This window comes from Sediminibacterium sp. (assembly GCF_019264485.1).
Classification (GTDB): domain Bacteria; phylum Bacteroidota; class Bacteroidia; order Chitinophagales; family Chitinophagaceae; genus Sediminibacterium.
In genome coordinates this window covers 61,253-77,756 of record NZ_JAHVAA010000012.1, presented here as the reverse complement: position 1 = coordinate 77,756, position 16,504 = coordinate 61,253, and the positions used below count along the sequence as shown (strand labels likewise).

At 39.8% G+C, this 16,504-nt stretch carries 17 protein-coding genes and 1 tRNA gene; 8 read left to right on the top strand and 10 right to left on the bottom strand.

What is annotated here, in order from left to right; all coding sequences use genetic code 11:
* Positions 1-74: 74 nt before the first annotated feature.
* On the bottom strand, positions 75-491 hold the full coding sequence (locus tag KXJ59_RS09960; RefSeq protein WP_295204031.1) for a YqaE/Pmp3 family membrane protein: 417 nt from the start codon (positions 489-491) through the stop codon (positions 75-77).
* Between the two features lie 119 nt (positions 492-610).
* Between KXJ59_RS09960 and KXJ59_RS09955 the strand changes: the two genes are divergently transcribed.
* Entirely contained in the window at positions 611-1,903 is a 1,293-nt protein-coding gene (locus tag KXJ59_RS09955; protein WP_295204029.1) for an amidohydrolase, read from the top strand.
* A gap of 140 nt (positions 1,904-2,043) precedes the next feature.
* Here KXJ59_RS09955 and KXJ59_RS09950 read toward each other — a convergent pair whose 3' ends face one another.
* The 4 genes from KXJ59_RS09950 to hutI all read right to left on the bottom strand — a co-directional run bounded on the left by KXJ59_RS09950 (position 2,044) and on the right by hutI (position 6,408).
* Positions 2,044-2,703 carry a YggS family pyridoxal phosphate-dependent enzyme gene (locus tag KXJ59_RS09950; RefSeq protein ID WP_295204027.1) on the bottom strand — a complete coding sequence of 220 codons (660 nt, stop codon included), beginning with the start codon at positions 2,701-2,703 and terminating at the stop codon, positions 2,044-2,046.
* Positions 2,704-2,730: 27 nt separating this feature from the next.
* Entirely contained in the window at positions 2,731-3,891 is a 1,161-nt protein-coding gene (locus KXJ59_RS09945; RefSeq protein WP_295204017.1) for a hypothetical protein, read from the bottom strand.
* A gap of 94 nt (positions 3,892-3,985) precedes the next feature.
* Positions 3,986-5,047, bottom strand: a complete 1,062-nt coding sequence (locus tag KXJ59_RS09940) for a formimidoylglutamase (RefSeq protein WP_295204015.1) — start codon at positions 5,045-5,047, stop codon at positions 3,986-3,988.
* Positions 5,048-5,166: 119 nt separating this feature from the next.
* Complete coding sequence (gene hutI / locus KXJ59_RS09935; RefSeq protein WP_295204013.1) at positions 5,167-6,408, bottom strand: imidazolonepropionase; 1,242 nt, start codon at positions 6,406-6,408, stop codon at positions 5,167-5,169.
* A gap of 164 nt (positions 6,409-6,572) precedes the next feature.
* Between hutI and KXJ59_RS09930 the strand changes: the two genes are divergently transcribed.
* The 4 genes from KXJ59_RS09930 (at position 6,573) to KXJ59_RS09915 (ending at position 10,625) form a co-directional block, all read left to right on the top strand.
* Positions 6,573-7,265 (top strand): DUF3291 domain-containing protein, encoded by a 693-nt coding sequence (locus tag KXJ59_RS09930; protein WP_295204010.1) that lies wholly within the window; start codon positions 6,573-6,575, stop codon positions 7,263-7,265.
* Between the two features lie 155 nt (positions 7,266-7,420).
* Positions 7,421-8,851 carry an arginine deiminase family protein gene (locus KXJ59_RS09925; protein WP_295204007.1) on the top strand — a complete coding sequence of 477 codons (1,431 nt, stop codon included), beginning with the start codon at positions 7,421-7,423 and terminating at the stop codon, positions 8,849-8,851.
* A gap of 99 nt (positions 8,852-8,950) precedes the next feature.
* Positions 8,951-9,862, top strand: a complete 912-nt coding sequence (ctlX, locus tag KXJ59_RS09920; RefSeq protein ID WP_295204004.1) for a citrulline utilization hydrolase CtlX — start codon at positions 8,951-8,953, stop codon at positions 9,860-9,862.
* Positions 9,863-9,908: 46 nt separating this feature from the next.
* Complete coding sequence (locus KXJ59_RS09915; protein ID WP_295204001.1) at positions 9,909-10,625, top strand: hypothetical protein; 717 nt, start codon at positions 9,909-9,911, stop codon at positions 10,623-10,625.
* A gap of 33 nt (positions 10,626-10,658) precedes the next feature.
* On the opposite strand, the gene KXJ59_RS09910 is transcribed toward KXJ59_RS09915, so the two are convergent.
* Both KXJ59_RS09910 and KXJ59_RS09905 read right to left on the bottom strand, forming a co-directional pair.
* Positions 10,659-10,985 carry a DUF6122 family protein gene (locus tag KXJ59_RS09910; RefSeq protein WP_295203998.1) on the bottom strand — a complete coding sequence of 109 codons (327 nt, stop codon included), beginning with the start codon at positions 10,983-10,985 and terminating at the stop codon, positions 10,659-10,661.
* A gap of 92 nt (positions 10,986-11,077) precedes the next feature.
* Positions 11,078-11,401, bottom strand: coding sequence for a helix-turn-helix domain-containing protein (locus KXJ59_RS09905; RefSeq protein ID WP_295203994.1), 324 nt, complete (start codon positions 11,399-11,401; stop codon positions 11,078-11,080).
* A gap of 129 nt (positions 11,402-11,530) precedes the next feature.
* On the opposite strand from KXJ59_RS09905, the gene KXJ59_RS09900 reads away from it, so the two are divergent.
* The gene (locus tag KXJ59_RS09900) at positions 11,531-12,388 is read left to right on the top strand and encodes a CPBP family intramembrane glutamic endopeptidase (RefSeq protein WP_295203992.1); all 858 of its coding nucleotides are present in this window, start codon (positions 11,531-11,533) and stop codon (positions 12,386-12,388) included.
* Positions 12,385-12,744 carry a cupin domain-containing protein gene (locus tag KXJ59_RS09895; protein ID WP_295203989.1) on the top strand — a complete coding sequence of 120 codons (360 nt, stop codon included), beginning with the start codon at positions 12,385-12,387 and terminating at the stop codon, positions 12,742-12,744. Before KXJ59_RS09900 ends, KXJ59_RS09895 begins: the two co-directional genes overlap by 4 nt.
* A 295-nt stretch (positions 12,745-13,039) precedes the next feature.
* On the opposite strand, the gene KXJ59_RS16010 is transcribed toward KXJ59_RS09895, so the two are convergent.
* The gene (locus KXJ59_RS16010) at positions 13,040-13,285 is read right to left on the bottom strand and encodes a GIY-YIG nuclease family protein (RefSeq protein WP_363265951.1); all 246 of its coding nucleotides are present in this window, start codon (positions 13,283-13,285) and stop codon (positions 13,040-13,042) included.
* A gap of 51 nt (positions 13,286-13,336) precedes the next feature.
* A tRNA-Ser gene (locus KXJ59_RS09890) sits at positions 13,337-13,421 on the bottom strand.
* A gap of 176 nt (positions 13,422-13,597) precedes the next feature.
* On the opposite strand from KXJ59_RS09890, the gene KXJ59_RS09885 reads away from it, so the two are divergent.
* Positions 13,598-14,092 carry a hypothetical protein gene (locus KXJ59_RS09885; protein WP_295203986.1) on the top strand — a complete coding sequence of 165 codons (495 nt, stop codon included), beginning with the start codon at positions 13,598-13,600 and terminating at the stop codon, positions 14,090-14,092.
* Between the two features lie 59 nt (positions 14,093-14,151).
* Here KXJ59_RS09885 and KXJ59_RS09880 read toward each other — a convergent pair whose 3' ends face one another.
* Positions 14,152-16,263 carry a MutS2/Smr-associated SH3 domain-containing protein gene (locus KXJ59_RS09880; protein WP_295203982.1) on the bottom strand — a complete coding sequence of 704 codons (2,112 nt, stop codon included), beginning with the start codon at positions 16,261-16,263 and terminating at the stop codon, positions 14,152-14,154.
* Positions 16,264-16,504: the final 241 nt, after the last annotated feature.

The window sequence follows — 16,504 nt, the reverse complement described above, 5'->3', positions numbered from 1 at the left end:
GCTGATATTTTAAGATTAACTAGTAAATATCAACTCTTTCCATTTCCAAATTTCCAAATTAGCACATTTTCAAATTATCCGAAGACCACAATCAGCGCATAAATGACTCCTGGCAGCCAGAACAAGAGTGTAAGCAGCAGGCTGAGCCAGAATTTACCGTTTATTTCGCCCTGATGAAGTGCTACAGCCAGTGGAGGTAGTATTACACAGAGAATTCCTAATAATACCTGATTGGTACTTACATCGCCGCCGGCTTTTTTGGTGGCTTTGTATTCGCGAAGCATTTTCTTTACTTCTTTCATTTTCGCTTTGCGTTCTGTGCGGGTAAGACTTTTAAATTCACGTAACGCATCTTCCACAATTACATCGTTCAATACAACAGGCGTAACAATGGTGGTTGACGTCTGACCTGAACTAAGATCAGTAACCACGCTGGCCTGAGTTGCGAAGGAAATAGAGACAGCCATCAGGAGGTTTATGATTTTTTTCATATGCAGTTTGGATTTAGTATTGAATATAAGCCTTTTTCTTTACATGATTAAAGGTCATTAAGTCTGTGTATATTGCTGTTACCAAAATATTAATTGATCACCTTAACCTTAAGGATTACATGAGAACCATTTTATTCAGTGCAACATTAGCTATCAGCAGCTTAGCAACAGCACAGGATCTTCCTGTTGCCTACCCTCAACTTGTAAAAGATATCACACCCAAACTGGTTGAATGGCGCAGACATTTTCACCAAAATCCTGAGCTGTCTAACCGCGAATTCAAAACGGGTGCCTATATCGCAGACTATTTAAGGTCTATTGGTTACGAAGTAAAAGCCAATGTGGCCAAAACAGGTGTTGTAGCCATCTTGAAAGGTGGCAAACCAGGCCCTGTGGTGGCATTACGCGCCGATATTGATGCTTTACCTGTTACTGAACGGGTGAATATTCCTTTTGCCTCTAAAGTTACAACTGACTTTAATGGTCAAAAAGTAGGTGTAATGCATGCCTGTGGACACGATTCGCATACATCGATCCTTATGGGTACGGCAACTATACTGAAGAAAATGCAGCAGGATGTACCGGGTACTGTTGTTTTCCTTTTTCAACCGGCAGAAGAAGGAGCACCTAATAATGAAGAAGGCGGTGCCTCAATGATGGTGAAAGAAGGTGTATTGGATAATCCCAAAGTAGAAGCTGTGTTTGGGTTACACATTAATTCAACTATTCCTGTTGGTGAAATTCAATATAAAACCGGTGCCTTTATGGCTTCCTCAGATTGGTTTAAAATTGTAGTAAAAGGTCAGGGCGGTCACGGCTCTAAACCCTGGAAAGCAATTGATCCTATTGCATCAGCTTCACAAATTATTGAGGGGTTACAGCATATTGTAAGCAGACAAATGGAATTAACCAAAGCACCGGTAGTAATTACAGTTGGTGCCATTCAGGCCGGCGTAAGAAATAATATTATTCCTGAAACCTGTGAAATGCTGGGAACCATCAGAACCTTAGACAGTAAAATGCAGAAAGAAGTACATGAGAGAATTCGTAATACAGCAAAACATATTGCAGCAAGTAACGGAACTGAAGCGGAAGTAACGATTGATACCAAAACACTGGTTACTTATAATGATCCTGAACTGGTGAAACTTACATTACCCTTTCTGGAAAAAGCAGCCGGTAAAGGGAAAGTAGTGGTACGCGACTGGGATACAGGCGCTGAAGATTTCTCTTTTTACGGTGAAAAAGCACCTTCCTTTTTCTTTTATCTTGGCGGGATGCCCAAAAATCAGGATGTAAACAAAGCACCTCAACACCACACAGCTGATTTTTATATCGATGAAAGCGGATTTGATTTAGGTGTGAAAGCTTTTTGTCAGCTCGTGTTTGATTATGCAAAAGCTAAGAAATAACTTCTGTGAAACTCGGTATAACTCTGTGGTTTAAAAAGTCGTAAGAATTAAACCACAGAGTTACACAGTGTTTTGCACAGAGTAGCACGGAGTTTTTTTAAATATCGAATGCTAAACGATTTCTACAAAGTGTAAGGATATTATTGATAAACCCTTGCCCCAAATAACAAGCTCCCGATCCTCACCATCGTACTCCCCTCTTCGATGGCTATTTTATAATCACCACTCATACCCATACTCAGGATGGCTGATGGTTGATGGCTGATAGCCGATTCATTAAGAAGATCACGAAGTATTTTGAACTCACCCCTTACTTTGCTTTCATCATCACTGAAAGAAGCCATTCCCATTAAACCACAAACCTTCACATTCGGAAATGAATCAAGTTGCGCCATGGCATCCTTCAATTCATTTTCATCCATACCGAACTTGGTTTCTTCGCTGGCAATATGTATTTGTAACAGACAATTGATAACCCTATTGTGCCTGGCAGCCTGTTTATCTATTTCTTTTAGGAGTTTAAAACTGTCAACCCCATGTATCAGGTGTACAAAGGGAGCAATATATTTCACTTTATTGGTTTGCAGGTGACCAATAAAATGCCAATCTATATCAGCAGGAAGCAAAGCCTGTTTATCAACAAGCTCCTGCACATAGTTTTCTCCAAACGCTCTCTGTCCTAATGCGTATAAGGCCTCAATATCTGCTACTGGTTTTGTTTTGCTAACAGCCACGAGTGTTACCTGCTTAGCTCTAAGCTCCAGGTTTATCTGTTCATACATTTCACGATTGATACCCATCTGGAAAATTTAAAGCGAAATTACATGCTATCGCTGAGTTGTGGTAAGGTATTCAAGTAAGAGCAAATTATTATAGGCCGGACAGAAATAATAAAACTTGCCAAGTCCGGCTGCACCAACTATTTTCTTCCATCCATCTGGGAGCATAGAAGCCATATTCGCAATAAAAAAGGAAAAAGATTCATCTTCAATCAAGTCCTGCAAAGAACCAGTTTCTTTTGGTGCTATTTCCGGTGGCTGTATCCCCCATTTCAGTAAAGCAGTTGACAAAATAACCTGCTCCATAAACGAATCTGATGAACGGAATAACTGCAATGCATCATCAACAAGTTTGGTTTTAAGTGCTTCGAGGGCTGGTATTTTTTTTACAGCCATCAGTCTGGATATATGATACAGAATAATGGATGGCTTACTGTAATGCGGAGATATATAGGCGGCATCTGTTAAATGTCTGTTTGCCTGAATAGATTTTACGATGAGCTCAAGGCTGGCAGAATCGGCGTTGGTCCAATCCAGTTGATACCGTTGTACCATCAGCAATACATTGCTTAATACAGACACATCAAAATCAACCGGCATCTTCACACCAAACCAGGTAGAATAAGCACCTATTTTCCTGTATTCAGGATAGGTATTGGTAATAGGATTTTGGGCATTGTTTGTATAGCCCTGCATAAGCTTATGCACATTCTTAACCACAGTATCTTCTGCAGCCATCGCCAGCAGCATGATTGCCGTATCGTCCATATCGTCGGGTAATGACTGACTTTTATTAAACCAGTTCAGCCATCCCGCATTTGGAAATATCTGCGGGTCATCGGTTCGCCAGAAATGGTAGGTATTTCTTCCTTTTGTATTTTTAAATTTATCAGAAACAGGTAAACTTTTATCGATAATCCGTTGAGCGATTAGTTGTTGATAAGGAGTTAATGTGGTTACTATATCGCGCAGGGTAAATGCAATTAATCCTGTAAAAAAAATATTAACATCCGCTTTCTGCCGGTACTGATTCAAAGCATAAATGCGGTAGGATGGAAATAATCCGCCAGGAAAAACACCATCTTCCTTTGGTTGTAACTGCTCAATTCGTTGCAGCAGTTTGTAAGTAATGAGTGTATCCCTGTTTTTTGCAGCACCAAATATCGGGGCTATCAGCAATATGAGATAAAAAAAACGGGTTCGAAACATGGATCAAAGATAGTGAGTAGTGAGTAGTCAGTGGTGAGTGAGGGTAGAAAATACTCACTATTCACTACTGACTACTCACTACTCCCCATCTCCATCACCTGCTTGTAAACATGGCTTTCACAAAATCAGTTACCAGATAACTGATCATTTTTCCGGTTGTATGTCCGCTGCGGCCATCGGATAACTGGATGGCACCTTCACAAATATGGAGATAAGCTACTTTACTGTCTGTAGCTGAAAAATTGATGAATTGCCGTGCATGGGCGAGTGAAATACCAACTGGGCTCGATGCACTGCTGATACTGTTTTCAATCACATCGAGGTCTACTTCAATTCCACAATAAGTGTCTTCGGTAAAACCTGTTGCGTGGGCCACTGCCTGAAGAAATGTTCTTTTTTCATGAAGAAAAATATCTTCATAACTGATACAATCAATAAAAGGATTGTTCACCATATCCATCCACACATTCTGTGGCAAATAATTTTCATGGTACCCAAGTACACAATATTTCTCCAGGTATCCGTCGGCTTCAGCATAAGAAAATCCATTGCCACTGTGCCTGCCTTCCATGGGTCTGAAATCGGCATGTGCATCAAGGTTAATGGCATTAATCTGTGCAATAGGTATTTGTCCTGATTTATACAAACCTTTTGCAGCTCCTTTAATGCAGGGGTAAGCGTTATTATGTCCGCCACCGATGACCACAGGTATTTTCTGGTTCTGTGTAATCATGTGAATCAACTGCTCTACTTCATCATCAATCATATTTACTGCGTGACGATAGGCGGCAATTTTTTCGTCGTAGCTCTGAGCATTGCCTTCAATCAGTTGCTTGGCATCATTAAAATCGAAATGACCGATCAACAGGATGCTGCTTCCTTCAAAAAAGTCATTACTCTGTGTATTCAGAAAAGCCTGTAAAAAAGCAATCCAGGCCGAATCGCATCCACCAACACCCTGGTTGGCCAAAACCCCGATATCTTCAGGTATACCTACCAGAACAAAAGGCGCACTGGATTGGCGAATAGATGATTCCAGATCACCATTATGTTGCAGCACCTGTACACGCTCCCCTATTTTGGTTTCAAAACGACGGATTCGGGTTACAGACAGGATATCCTGCTTATTGTATATTTTCAGATGTGGCAGTTGCAAGGCGTTCGGTTTTGTTGATTGAATATACGGAATAGTTGATAGTTTATAGTCGATAGACCATAGTTAATAGTTAAGGCCAGTAAAACCAGATTATTCTATCCATTGACTATGGCCATGGACTATCGACTATCTGCTATCTGCTGCCCATTAATCAACACTTTGTCAATCAAATTCGTTCCAAATGCATAGGGTATATAGGCTATCGACGGGATGGGTCTTGTAATGATCAGGTTGGCTCTTTTACCGATGGTGATGCTGCCGGCTTCCTTTTCAACGCCCATGGCAAATGCACCATTTAAAGTGGCTGCGTTGATGGCTTCTTCGGGTAGCATTTTCATTTGTATGCAGCTCATGGACACAACCGTGTTCATATTTCCGCTCGGACTTGAACCGGGGTTAAAATCAGAAGCCAGCGCAATGGCGGCACCTGCATCAATCAAACTCCGTGCAGGCTGAAAAGGCATTCTCAGAAAATAAGCGGCGGTGGGTAATAGCGTACCGATTGTATCAGATGCTGCGAGTGACTCAATAGCTGAGGTATCCATCGTCTCCAGGTGGTCTACCGATAAAGCATTGAGCTCAATACCTGCCTGCACACCCCCGGAAAGGTGTAACTGGTTGGCATGAATTTTTGCTTTTAACCCATACTGCTTTCCGGCTTCACAGATACGTATGGTTTCTGCCACGCTGAAAAAACCTTCTTCGCAAAACACATCTATATAGTCTGCCAGTTGCTCAGCATCAATAGCTGATAACATATCGTTGATGATCAGATCAATGTAGGCTTCATGGTCTTCTTTGAATAAAGCCGGATAGGTATGCGCTCCTAAAAAAGTAGCTTTAACAGGTATGGGCAACTGTTCTTTCAATCGTTTTATAACACGCAGCATTTTCAGTTCAGCATCCAACGACAATCCATAACCACTTTTAATTTCAATGGCGCCTGTGCCTAATGCCATCAGTTCATGAATTCTTTTTCTGGCCTGTTCAAACAATATATCTTCTGTTGTGAGGGCCAGTTTTTGCGCAGAGTTTAAAATACCGCCGCCTTTTGCAGCTATTTCTGCGTAACTGAGTCCCTTTAGCTTATCTACAAATTCATCTTCCCGGCTCGCAGCAAATACAGTGTGGGTATGACTATCGCACCAACAGGGTAAAACACTTGCACCATTCAGGTTCAATATATCAGTGGCGTCGGGACAAATATCCATCGTGCCATAATCAGCAATACGCCCATTGATAATTTGTAACCATGCATTATTTAATACCGGCAATTCTTTTAATGCTTCTCCCCTTAATAATTCCGGATGTTTGCGAACATTAATGAGTTGATGAATGTTGGTGAGTAACAGATGGGTCATAACAGCAAATTAAGGAAAAACGTTAATCTCCTCAGCGAAACCTCAGTGCTATCTCGTTCTCTGCAGTGAACTTACTCGGATATTCACCGCAGAGAACAAGAGGTAACGGAGGTTTCGCAGGGTTAGTAGTATATTAGATGGATTTCTAACTTTTATTATCATTAATGATTGCAAGGTTAACAATTGTACGATACCCGGGATGGATGGGATGGGCAGGTTTTTTATCCATGGCTTTATTTCGTTTGCCCTTATGGTTACAAAAAAAATCAGGCTTCTGGAAACTGATGGGTTGCGGACGTAACGGAAGCTTTGACAAAACACCCGACTGGCGGCAATGGGCCATACTGCAAATATGGGAGGATGAATTACAATACAACCAGCACCCCACCCAGATAGAAAACTGGTGGCGTTTCTTTGGTTGTGAAAAATGGACCCTTCTGCTTAAACCACTCGAAGGCCATGGTTTATGGGATGGAAAAGAAGTATTTGGTTCATTACCGAAACAGAGTGATTATAATGGAAGGATCGCGATACTTACAAGGGCTACTATTCGGATGAGTCGTTTATCTCATTTCTGGAAACAGGTTGACAGCGTTGCTGAAAAAATGAGTACCGCTCCGGGTTTTATCAGTTCTGTGGGTATTGGTGAAGTACCCTGGATTAAACAGGCCACTTTCAGCATCTGGGAATCAAAAGAAGCCATGAAAAACTTCGCTTACCGTATGCATGAACATGCTGAAGTGGTGCGTAAAACACGCCAGGAAAACTGGTATAGTGAAGAAATGTTTGTACGTTTCCAAATCATTGAAAATGAGGGTAGTTTGAAGGGAGAAGACCCGTTACAAAGAAATCCTTAGTTTTGCTGATCAAATGCATCATTGCTCGACCATATCTTTTCTTACTGCTCATTTTGCATGGATGTACCGTGGTCTGAACTCCATGCCCGATCACTGAGTGCTGATTATCCCCGTTTAAGACGAAGATCACTTTATTCATTTAATACAAATCTTGTATGGAACATACATTGCATGTTACCTCTGAAATAGGTACTTTAAAACGATTATTGGTACATAGTCCAGACAGCGGACTCGGAAAAGTAGTGCCTTCAAAAGCACAGGACTGGTTATTCGAAGACATTGTTCATCTGGATACCATCAGAAAAGACGAGTACGACTATTATACCAAGCTCCTGCTTTACTTTTTAGATCCGGAAAAAATAAAGGGTAAACTGTTGGAGATAGATCAGAATGACCGTCAGTTTTTCAAGCCCGATTCTCCTGATTTTTACAGGTCAGATAAAGTGGTGGAACTCCAATGGCTGCTCGCAGAATTGCTGGACGATGCCGCGATCCGTTCTCAACTCATTGCATCGGTAGCTGCCATTGAAGGCTGTACCTTCGAAATACAGCAGCAGTTAGCTGATTATTCTGCCAATGAGTTATCAAAAACTTTTATCTCGGGTACTTCAATCGATAAACAATTATTGTTTGCACCTATTCCCAATTTTATTTTCACCAGAGATATTGGCATCACCATCAAAGATCATGTACTGCTTAATAAACCTGCGAAAAAAGCACGTACCAGAGAAGCATTGCTCTCTAAGTACATTTTCTTTTATCATCCCATGTTTGCGCAATGGAAAAAGCATATCATAGAATTAAACGATTCGAACCAGAGTTTCCTGATGCCTGAAGAGGAAGAAGATGATCGTAAAACAACATTGGAAGGCGGCGATATTATGGTGGTGAGTGCTAATCACCTGCTCGTGGGTGTAAGTGAAAGAACCTCGGCCGAAGCTGCCGCCATGATTACCAATGTAATGTTTGAGAAGGGTTTGATGGATAAAGTGACCATTGTCCGTATCCCTAAAAAACGCGATTACATGCATATTGATACGGTATTTACCCAGGTAAAAAGAGATGTATGGGTAATGCTGGGTAATTTTTCGCGCAAGGCAGTGAAACATGAAGACGATAATGCCGTAGAACGCATTTTACAGGTAAAAAAAGAAGAGAAGATCAAGATTACACAGTTTCATAAAAAATGTCCGGATAATCCTGTCTTTTTCGACAGCCTGGAAGATTTATTGGTAGACATCAGTATCAATGACCTGCATTGTGAAAACGAGGTTCGTTTTATTTTTTCCGGGAACAATGAATTCCCTTACAATGCACGTGAGCAATGGACAGACTCCTGTAACCTGCTTGCTTTGAAAGAAGGAGTGGTACTGGGTTACGACAGAAATGATAAAACAACAGAAGCTTTCCGTAAAGCCGGATTTACCATTATACATGTAAAAGATTTATTGCCACAACTGGAAGCTGGCACCATTTCCCCACAAACCATGACAGATACTTTGATACTCATGCCATCTGCCGAATTATCGCGTGCCCGTGGCGGGTTTCATTGTATGAGTATGCCTTTGTGGAGGGAGGAAATTTAGTCAGTAGTGAATAGTGAGTAAAGAAATGTTTTGTTACTCACTGCTCACCACTGACTACTGACTACTCACTCCTCCCATTCATACACTCAAAAAATACTTATGCAAACCACTTCTCACCTGCTCATGATAAAACCTGTTCGTTTCGATTTTAATGCGGAAACGGCAGTGAACAATAGTTTTCAGCAGGCTTCCGATGATAAAGCTGTTGCAGAGAAAGCTACCCTTGAATTTGAGCAGTTTGTTACCATACTAACCCATGCAGGTATTGATGTGACTGTTGTAAATGACACAGCAGAGCCTCATACACCCGATTCTGTATTTCCCAATAACTGGATTTCTTTTCATAGTGATGGGTCTGTTTTTCTTTATCCCATGTTTGCCACCAATAGAAGACAGGAAAGAAAACCACATGTATTGGCGGCCATCAGGGAAAAATTTGCTGTAAACAATACGATTGATCTTACCGGCTATGAAGAACAGCAATTGTTTCTGGAAGGCACGGGCAGTATGGTACTGGATCGTACCAATAAAATTGCCTATGCCTGTTTATCGCCCAGAACCGCTATTGAAGTATTGAACGAATGGGCAACAAAAGCAGGATACGATACTGTTGCTTTTGTTTCTGTTGACAGCAGCGGCTCTCCTATTTATCATACCAATGTAATGATGTGTGTGGCAGACCGGTATGCCGTTATTTGTCTTGATTCGATACCCGATCAATCAGAACGTAATCTGGTGGAACAGCAGCTCTCAGGTACGGGTAAAGATATTATTACGATCAGTTTTGAGCAGATGAATCAGTTTGCCGGTAATATGTTGCAGGTTCAGAATAAAGAGGGTAAACCCTATCTGGTTATGTCGAGTCAGGCATTTCAGAGTCTGACTGCAGATCAGGTATCCCGTATAGAAGCCTATAACCCGATATTACGTTCCGATATAAAAACCATTGAAACCAATGGTGGTGGAAGTGCCCGATGTATGATGGCGGAGGTTTTTCTGCCATTGAAATAGGGCATACAGCGTTTTTATATTCCTAAGTGTCTGCTAAATAAACGATATGTCAAACGCATCATTGAACGGATTGATTTATGAAAAACTGGAAGAACAGGTAACAGCTATTCAGGAGCAACTGACAAGACCAGTTTTCCAGCAATACGCCGAACTACTGAAGATGCACCATGAAGGGCAGGTTATGTTTTCCGACTCAGAAGGAATTGAAGAACTGCTTATTGAGAAAGCCAATGATATAAGTGCAGCCAATGAATATGCTGCGTTTATGGAATCGAATATAATCGATGAAGCAAAAGCAGTTAGTTATCTCACCTCTGAACTCCGCTCTTGTTTTACAGTGGAAGCCGCCATTCAGCAATTTTCCAAATCAGGTGCCATATCGTTTTCCTACGACTGGTATTTTCACTACGATTCAGGTATCAATTTTTTCAAGGAACAGTTTAGCTACCCTATTATACTGGAACCCCGCTATCTCAACCATGAACTACCTCCCGATCACTATGATGGTTTTGGCAAGGGTCCCGATTTCTCTGCCGTATGGCCCGATTGCGCTGAGCTGATTGAAAAAGAAGAAGAAGATAACGACCTGCTGAACCTGGGCAGTCATTTAATGATGTTTTATCAATACCAGTCGAGATTGTTCCTGCACAAAGCCATACGCGAAATAGACGAAGCAGGCGAGCTATCATTCATTAAAAAAGAGCCTTTCATCTTTTATATAGCCGAACATGATTGCGAAGAGATGACTTTGTATGTAAAATAACTTGTACCACATTTTTGTCTTACTATCACTTCCTCAGTTATAGCTCCTCAAACTCAGGAGGCAATCTACCTGATCGGTAGCCATATGCATCAGCAATCCTATGGCGATGATTCTGCACCTGGGAATAAATAATAGTAACGCGTAGATGAGGATAGCCGGATAGCTGTGTAAGGGGTGAAAATTGATGCTACACCTGCATGCATCGAATAAAGGTGTGGCAAGCAGGTGATCAAGATCTACCAGCATGGTGAGCCAGAAAACAAGGGATACTTTTTTCCAGTTGTTTTTAAAAAACCAGCCCGCTATCAGTACAGGTAAACCGAAATGAAGAAAATAATGAAGTATTGCCTGAAAATGCATATTCTAAAGTTAACAGTTTTGTTAACTTTCAAATGGCCGGAGTTTTGGAAAGCTTACACAAGCATATCACAACACCCAACGAAATGTCAGTTTCAATTTGCTGCTATTTGCTTTTCCCCCCAACTTCGCATTTGGCTAATAAAAGGAATTAATTCTTTTCCTGTTTCGGTAAGTGAATATTCAACTTTGGGTGGAACCTCAGAATAAACTTTTCTCGTAATTAGTTCATCAGCTTCCAGTTCTTTTAGTGTTTGGGTAAGCATTTTTGGTGTAATACCCACTATTGCCCTATTTAATTCACCGTATCTCAATAAGCCATCCCTCAATACCCATAAAATCCGCCCTTTATATTTTCCGCCAATTCTTTGAAATGCGTAATCAACAGCGCAATGTGCCTTTTGAATATTTTTTTTCATTTTTTTTAAAACTTAAACCATTGGTAATCAGATTTACTATGTTTTTAGTATGTACCATACTTTATTGTATGTACTTGCTGTAAAGGTATCGAATACTTTTATTTGCATAAACTTTAAATAGTGTTAATTATGAATGTAACTATCAAAAGAGTGCTGCATTTTCCAATAACAAAAATTATCATCGGAATTGTCGTTCCTTTTTCTCTATTTGTCGTAATTCAAAACTTTGTATTAAAACCATTTTTTTATAACATTATTCAAGATAAAAGTATTGCCGACCCAATTATTCACTGTGTTTCTTTTATAGTTTTATTAGCCGCTTATTACTATTTATTCCGTGTATACGATAAAAGAAAAATAACAGAGTTATCCATAAAATATTTACCGAAAGAAATGTTTGGAGGATTTTTCTTCGGCTTTTTTACAATATCATTAATTATTTTCATTTTATACTTATTAGGTTATTATCAAGCTATTAGTATTACAACAGCTCACTACCCCATAAAGTTTTTCACGGTACTAATGTTTGCGGCCATAGTTGAAGACCTATTTCATAGAGGGTTAATAGTTCGTGTCTGTGAAAATTGGTTAGGTACTCATCTAACCCTTGTCATTGCAATGTTAGTAGAATTGCAACAACACTTTTATAATCCAAATTTCAACCTATTTAGTCATTTTTTAACTTTGATTTGGGGGTTTACTATGGCAATGATGTTTGTCTATACTAAAAGAATTTGGCTGCCATTTTTCTTCCATTTAGGCTGGAATTTTTCTCAGCCTTTTTATGGCTCAAATCTCTCTGGGCTAAATGATATGGGCAGTATCATTCAATCAAAATTCAATGGTCCTGAACTATTAACAGGTGGGGCTGTTGGAATTGAAGATTCAATTATCACTCAATCTTTTTTATTATTTATCGGAATAGCACTTTATTATCTTGCAAAAAAAGAAGGCAAAATTGTAAAAGGCAACCTGTTTAAAAGATGAATTTGAAAGATGCTTTTTTAAGTCTTGACAACTATTTTTCACCAAGGATTATAGGTGAAGTAAATGACCAATATATTAAAGTTGTAAAAATAAAAGGGCAAGAAGTGCCTTGGCATATTCACGAAAATGAAGATGAATTATTCTACATTGCAAAAGGGGTACTTTTAATGGAAATTGAAAATCAACCAGACGTAAAATTAAAAAAAGGTGACCTGTTTGTTGTAAATAAAGGAAGAAATCACAGAGTTTCCTCAGAAGAGGAATGTTTACTTATGCTTATTGAATCTAAAACCACTGAACATACAGGTAAAATAAAATCGGCAATAACAAAATCAGTAGACCAACAATTTTATTGAAATTCCAAATATTTGGATATATGCGGCTTAACAATTTTATATTTTAGATTATTATTTTTAATAAAAAATTCATACGCTCAACAAAATGCCTGCCACCAACATGGGGTACTTACATATTATCCGACAAACTTTTTAATATATAAGTATAATAAAGCATGGGTTGGGAAATAAAAAAAGCCTAAGTATTTATAATACTTAAGCCTTTCTGCGGAGAGAGAGGGATTCGAACCCCCGGACCTTTGACAGTCAACGGTTTTTCCAAAGGATCCTGCGGGCAAGACCGCCGCATTCGACGCTATATAATTTTTTTCAACCTCAAGTAAATCTTACCCTCCGCCGATTTAAAAAATATTTCCTGACGATAAGCTTCAGATTTAGTATCAAATGTTTCAAAATAATGAAGCACCAATGGTATCCTTGATTTTGTGCTTCTTACTTTTTTATTGTTATGCATCTTAAGTCTGTTTTCAATATCCGATGTATGGCCATAGTAGTAGCCATTATCCGACAAACTTTTTAATATATAAGTATAATAAAGCATGGGTTTGGAAATAAAAAAAGCCTAAGTATTTGTAATACTTAAGCCTTTCCGCGGAGAGAGAGGGATTCGAACCCCCGGACCTTTGACAGTCAACGGTTTTCAAGACCGCCGCATTCGACCGCTCTGCCATCTCTCCGCGGCAAAAGTAAGGTTTGAAATATTTCTACCAAAAAATATTCAAAAGGATGACCAAAATAATCAGATTTACAAGGAGTTATCTGGCAATTCCCCATAACCGCCGTTTATCCGAAAACTGTTATTGATGATTAAAATGAATATGTTATTGCCTATTTTTATAAAAAACTGAGCACTATGAATCGTAAACTATTCCTTTTTACCGCCGCGCTGATGAGCGTGACATTATTATTCTCCTTTACCTACAAAGCCGCCAATTTTTCGGGCACCTGGACACTTGATGAAAGTGCCAGTGAATTAGGACAATTTGGCGCAAGAGGTGCTTATAGTAAAATCGTGATTGACCAGTCGGCCGAGTCATTTAAAATGACCTATACAGGTACCGGCTTCGATGGAAGTGCTTTTGAAACAGTAGAAACACATGCCATTGGGAAAGAGTCGCAAAATACGGGTATCATGAACAGCAAGAAATCTTCTACCCTTACCTGGGATGGCGAACAGCGTTTTAAAGTGGATATAAAACTCTCACTCGAATTTCAGGGACAAAGTCTTGATTTGACAGGTATTGAAAAATGGGAAATCAGTGCAGATGGGAAAACCATGACACTTTCTTCCACTATTACAACTCCTCAGGGAGAAATGAGCACGAAAGCTGTTTATAAAAAGGGATAAATGATAGAGTGAGTAGTCGGTAGTGAGTCTGGGAGAATTTACTCACTACTGACTACTCACTATTTCGATATTGGTTCGGGGAGCTTTTCTACTACCACCAGATCAACCAGATCAACATTCATGGGCAGGATACCAATTTGAACAATGGCCCTCTTCCCTCTTATTTCTTTTACTTCGCCTACCTGGTAATTTTTTTTGAGTTTTACCAATGAACCTACTTCAATGTGCTGGTTCATTTCCTTGTATTTCAGGTCTACTTTTTTTGCGAGTTTATTTACCACAATGGCTTCTTTCTGTTTGAACAGGAGGTTTTGCAGGTTTTTAATGACATCCTGTTTATTCTCTGCTTTTTTCCAATCAAGCACAATCTGTTTCAGTTTTCTCTCCATGTCTTTCAGGTAAACCAGTCTTTCTTCAGTAACCTTGTTCTGGTTTTTTAACAGTTCTATCTGCTGACGGTGTCTTTCCTTGTCCATTACCGTTTCCATCTCTTTTTTGAGACGATCATTTTCGCGCAGCAGTTTATGTAACTGTTTTTTCTCCTGTTCCAGTTGTTGCAGGTCCTGTTCGGTGCGGTTCAATAAACGATCCAGTTTGAAATGATCCTCATCTACCAGTTTTCTGGCACGGTTAATCAGGTGTTGTGGCAAACCAATTCTTTCTGCAATGGCAAATGTGTAGGAACTACCGGGCTTACCCACGATGAGTTTATACATAGGTTGCAGGTTTACTTCATCAAACTGCATGGCGCCGTTGATGATGCCCTGGGTACGGTTGGCCATTACTTTAAGGTTGAGGTAATGCGTGGTTACCACACCAAAAGAATGCCGCCTGGCCAGTTCTTCCATGATCACTTCTGCAAAAGCACCACCCAGATTGGGATCACTACCACTACCCAGTTCATCAATAAAGAACATGGTTTTACCATTGGCCGATTCGATAAAATATTTCATGTGCAGCAGGTGGCTGCTATAGGTACTTAATTCAAATTCCAGGTTTTGGGTATCACCGATATGAATAAATAATTGTTTAAAAATACCCATCTGCGAATCGGGACTTACCGGTACCAACAAACCGCTTTGCAGCAAGAGCTGGTTCAATCCGATGGTTTTCATGGTAACGGTTTTACCACCGGCGTTGGGGCCACTGATTACCAGAATCCTGTTTTTATCATCCAGTGTAAGGGTAACGGGTATGGTATTTTTGCCCGCCGTTTTATTATAGAGGTATAATAAAGGATGATATGCATTTACGAGATGAATATGGGCTTTGTCTGATAATTCCGGTAACTGACCATTCATCTCAACAGCCAGTTTTGCCTTGGCCCTTATAAAATCGAATTCACCTGCTATTATAAGGTATTGTTCCAGTAAAGAGGCATACACAGCTATACGAGCCGTAAGCTGGCGTAAGACCCTCTGTACTTCTTTTGTTTCTTCATTCTCCAGTGTGAATACCTGGTTATTCAGGTCGATGGTTTCTTCGGGTTCTATAAAAGCTGTTTTACGGCTGTCGCTTTCACCATGTAAAATGCCTTTAACCTGGCGTTTGTGTTCTGAAAAAACAGCTACTACCCTTCTGCCGTTACTAAAGCTTTCATCAATATCGGCTGTATATCCTGCTTTAGCGAGTTTGCTGATTACTTTTTCAAACATGCGTCGCAGTTCATTCCGTTTACGGAACAAACTCATCCTTATTCTTTGCAAATCGGCTGATGCATTGTCTTTTACAGTACCCTGCTCATCTATTACTTCATCAATCATTTCAATGACTGCTTTTTCATAATAGCTTCCTTCGATCACTTTTGTCAGCCCTGGAAATGCCAGCCGGCGTTCCTGATCAAACCAGCGAAAAATACTGGATGTATTTTCTGCAAGCTTACGGATGAGCAACCATTGTTCACCGGTAATTAATGCACCCGGAATACTGAGTAATTTGATCTCTTTATGAAGTGGTTGTGTAAAATCGTTGGGGAAATACTGCGATTGTTCTAAGATCGATTTAAATTCAAAACTTTGTTTCAGCTCCAGTTCAATATATTCCTTTTTGGTATGTATGCGCAGTTCTTCTGCCTTTTGTTTGGCATAAAGGGTTTTACAATGCCCTTCCAGTAAAGCACGCACTTTATCAAATTCAAGCTGTGTAAGGGCCGTTTCGGGGTACAAACGCATAAGTGGCAAAGGTAAGGGAGAGAATCTTTGTCTGAAGAACCCCTTCGGGGATTTTTTGATCTTTGATTTTTTGATTTACCGGAAGAGGATCAAATCAGAAAATCAAAGATGAAGAATTCAAAAGATTTAAACATTAACAGCTCTTTTGTAAGTACAGAACATCTGAGCAGTCTAAACTGTTGTACAATCAATTACGTAATTTTATCAAAACAGGAACTATGCGAATGGTAATGAGTTTACT

What these genes read in the sequence shown, in the direction of transcription:
- KXJ59_RS09930 (WP_295204010.1), top strand. Translation starts at nt 6,573, where the DNA reads ATGATTGCAAGGTTAACAATTGTACGATACCCGGGATGGATGGGATGG.
- KXJ59_RS09900 (WP_295203992.1), top strand. Translation starts at nt 11,531, where the DNA reads ATGAATGTAACTATCAAAAGAGTGCTGCATTTTCCAATAACAAAAATT.
- KXJ59_RS09910 (WP_295203998.1), bottom strand. Translation starts at nt 10,985, where the DNA reads ATGCATTTTCAGGCAATACTTCATTATTTTCTTCATTTCGGTTTACCT.
- KXJ59_RS09885 (WP_295203986.1), top strand. Translation starts at nt 13,598, where the DNA reads ATGAATCGTAAACTATTCCTTTTTACCGCCGCGCTGATGAGCGTGACA.
- KXJ59_RS09960 (WP_295204031.1), bottom strand. Translation starts at nt 491, where the DNA reads ATGAAAAAAATCATAAACCTCCTGATGGCTGTCTCTATTTCCTTCGCA.
- hutI (WP_295204013.1), bottom strand. Translation starts at nt 6,408, where the DNA reads ATGACCCATCTGTTACTCACCAACATTCATCAACTCATTAATGTTCGC.
- KXJ59_RS09955 (WP_295204029.1), top strand. Translation starts at nt 611, where the DNA reads ATGAGAACCATTTTATTCAGTGCAACATTAGCTATCAGCAGCTTAGCA.
- ctlX (WP_295204004.1), top strand. Translation starts at nt 8,951, where the DNA reads ATGCAAACCACTTCTCACCTGCTCATGATAAAACCTGTTCGTTTCGAT.
- KXJ59_RS09880 (WP_295203982.1), bottom strand. Translation starts at nt 16,263, where the DNA reads ATGCGTTTGTACCCCGAAACGGCCCTTACACAGCTTGAATTTGATAAA.
- KXJ59_RS09905 (WP_295203994.1), bottom strand. Translation starts at nt 11,401, where the DNA reads ATGAAAAAAAATATTCAAAAGGCACATTGCGCTGTTGATTACGCATTT.
- KXJ59_RS16010 (WP_363265951.1), bottom strand. Translation starts at nt 13,285, where the DNA reads ATGCTTTATTATACTTATATATTAAAAAGTTTGTCGGATAATGGCTAC.
- KXJ59_RS09915 (WP_295204001.1), top strand. Translation starts at nt 9,909, where the DNA reads ATGTCAAACGCATCATTGAACGGATTGATTTATGAAAAACTGGAAGAA.
- KXJ59_RS09945 (WP_295204017.1), bottom strand. Translation starts at nt 3,891, where the DNA reads ATGTTTCGAACCCGTTTTTTTTATCTCATATTGCTGATAGCCCCGATA.
- KXJ59_RS09925 (WP_295204007.1), top strand. Translation starts at nt 7,421, where the DNA reads ATGGAACATACATTGCATGTTACCTCTGAAATAGGTACTTTAAAACGA.
- KXJ59_RS09950 (WP_295204027.1), bottom strand. Translation starts at nt 2,703, where the DNA reads ATGGGTATCAATCGTGAAATGTATGAACAGATAAACCTGGAGCTTAGA.
- KXJ59_RS09895 (WP_295203989.1), top strand. Translation starts at nt 12,385, where the DNA reads ATGAATTTGAAAGATGCTTTTTTAAGTCTTGACAACTATTTTTCACCA.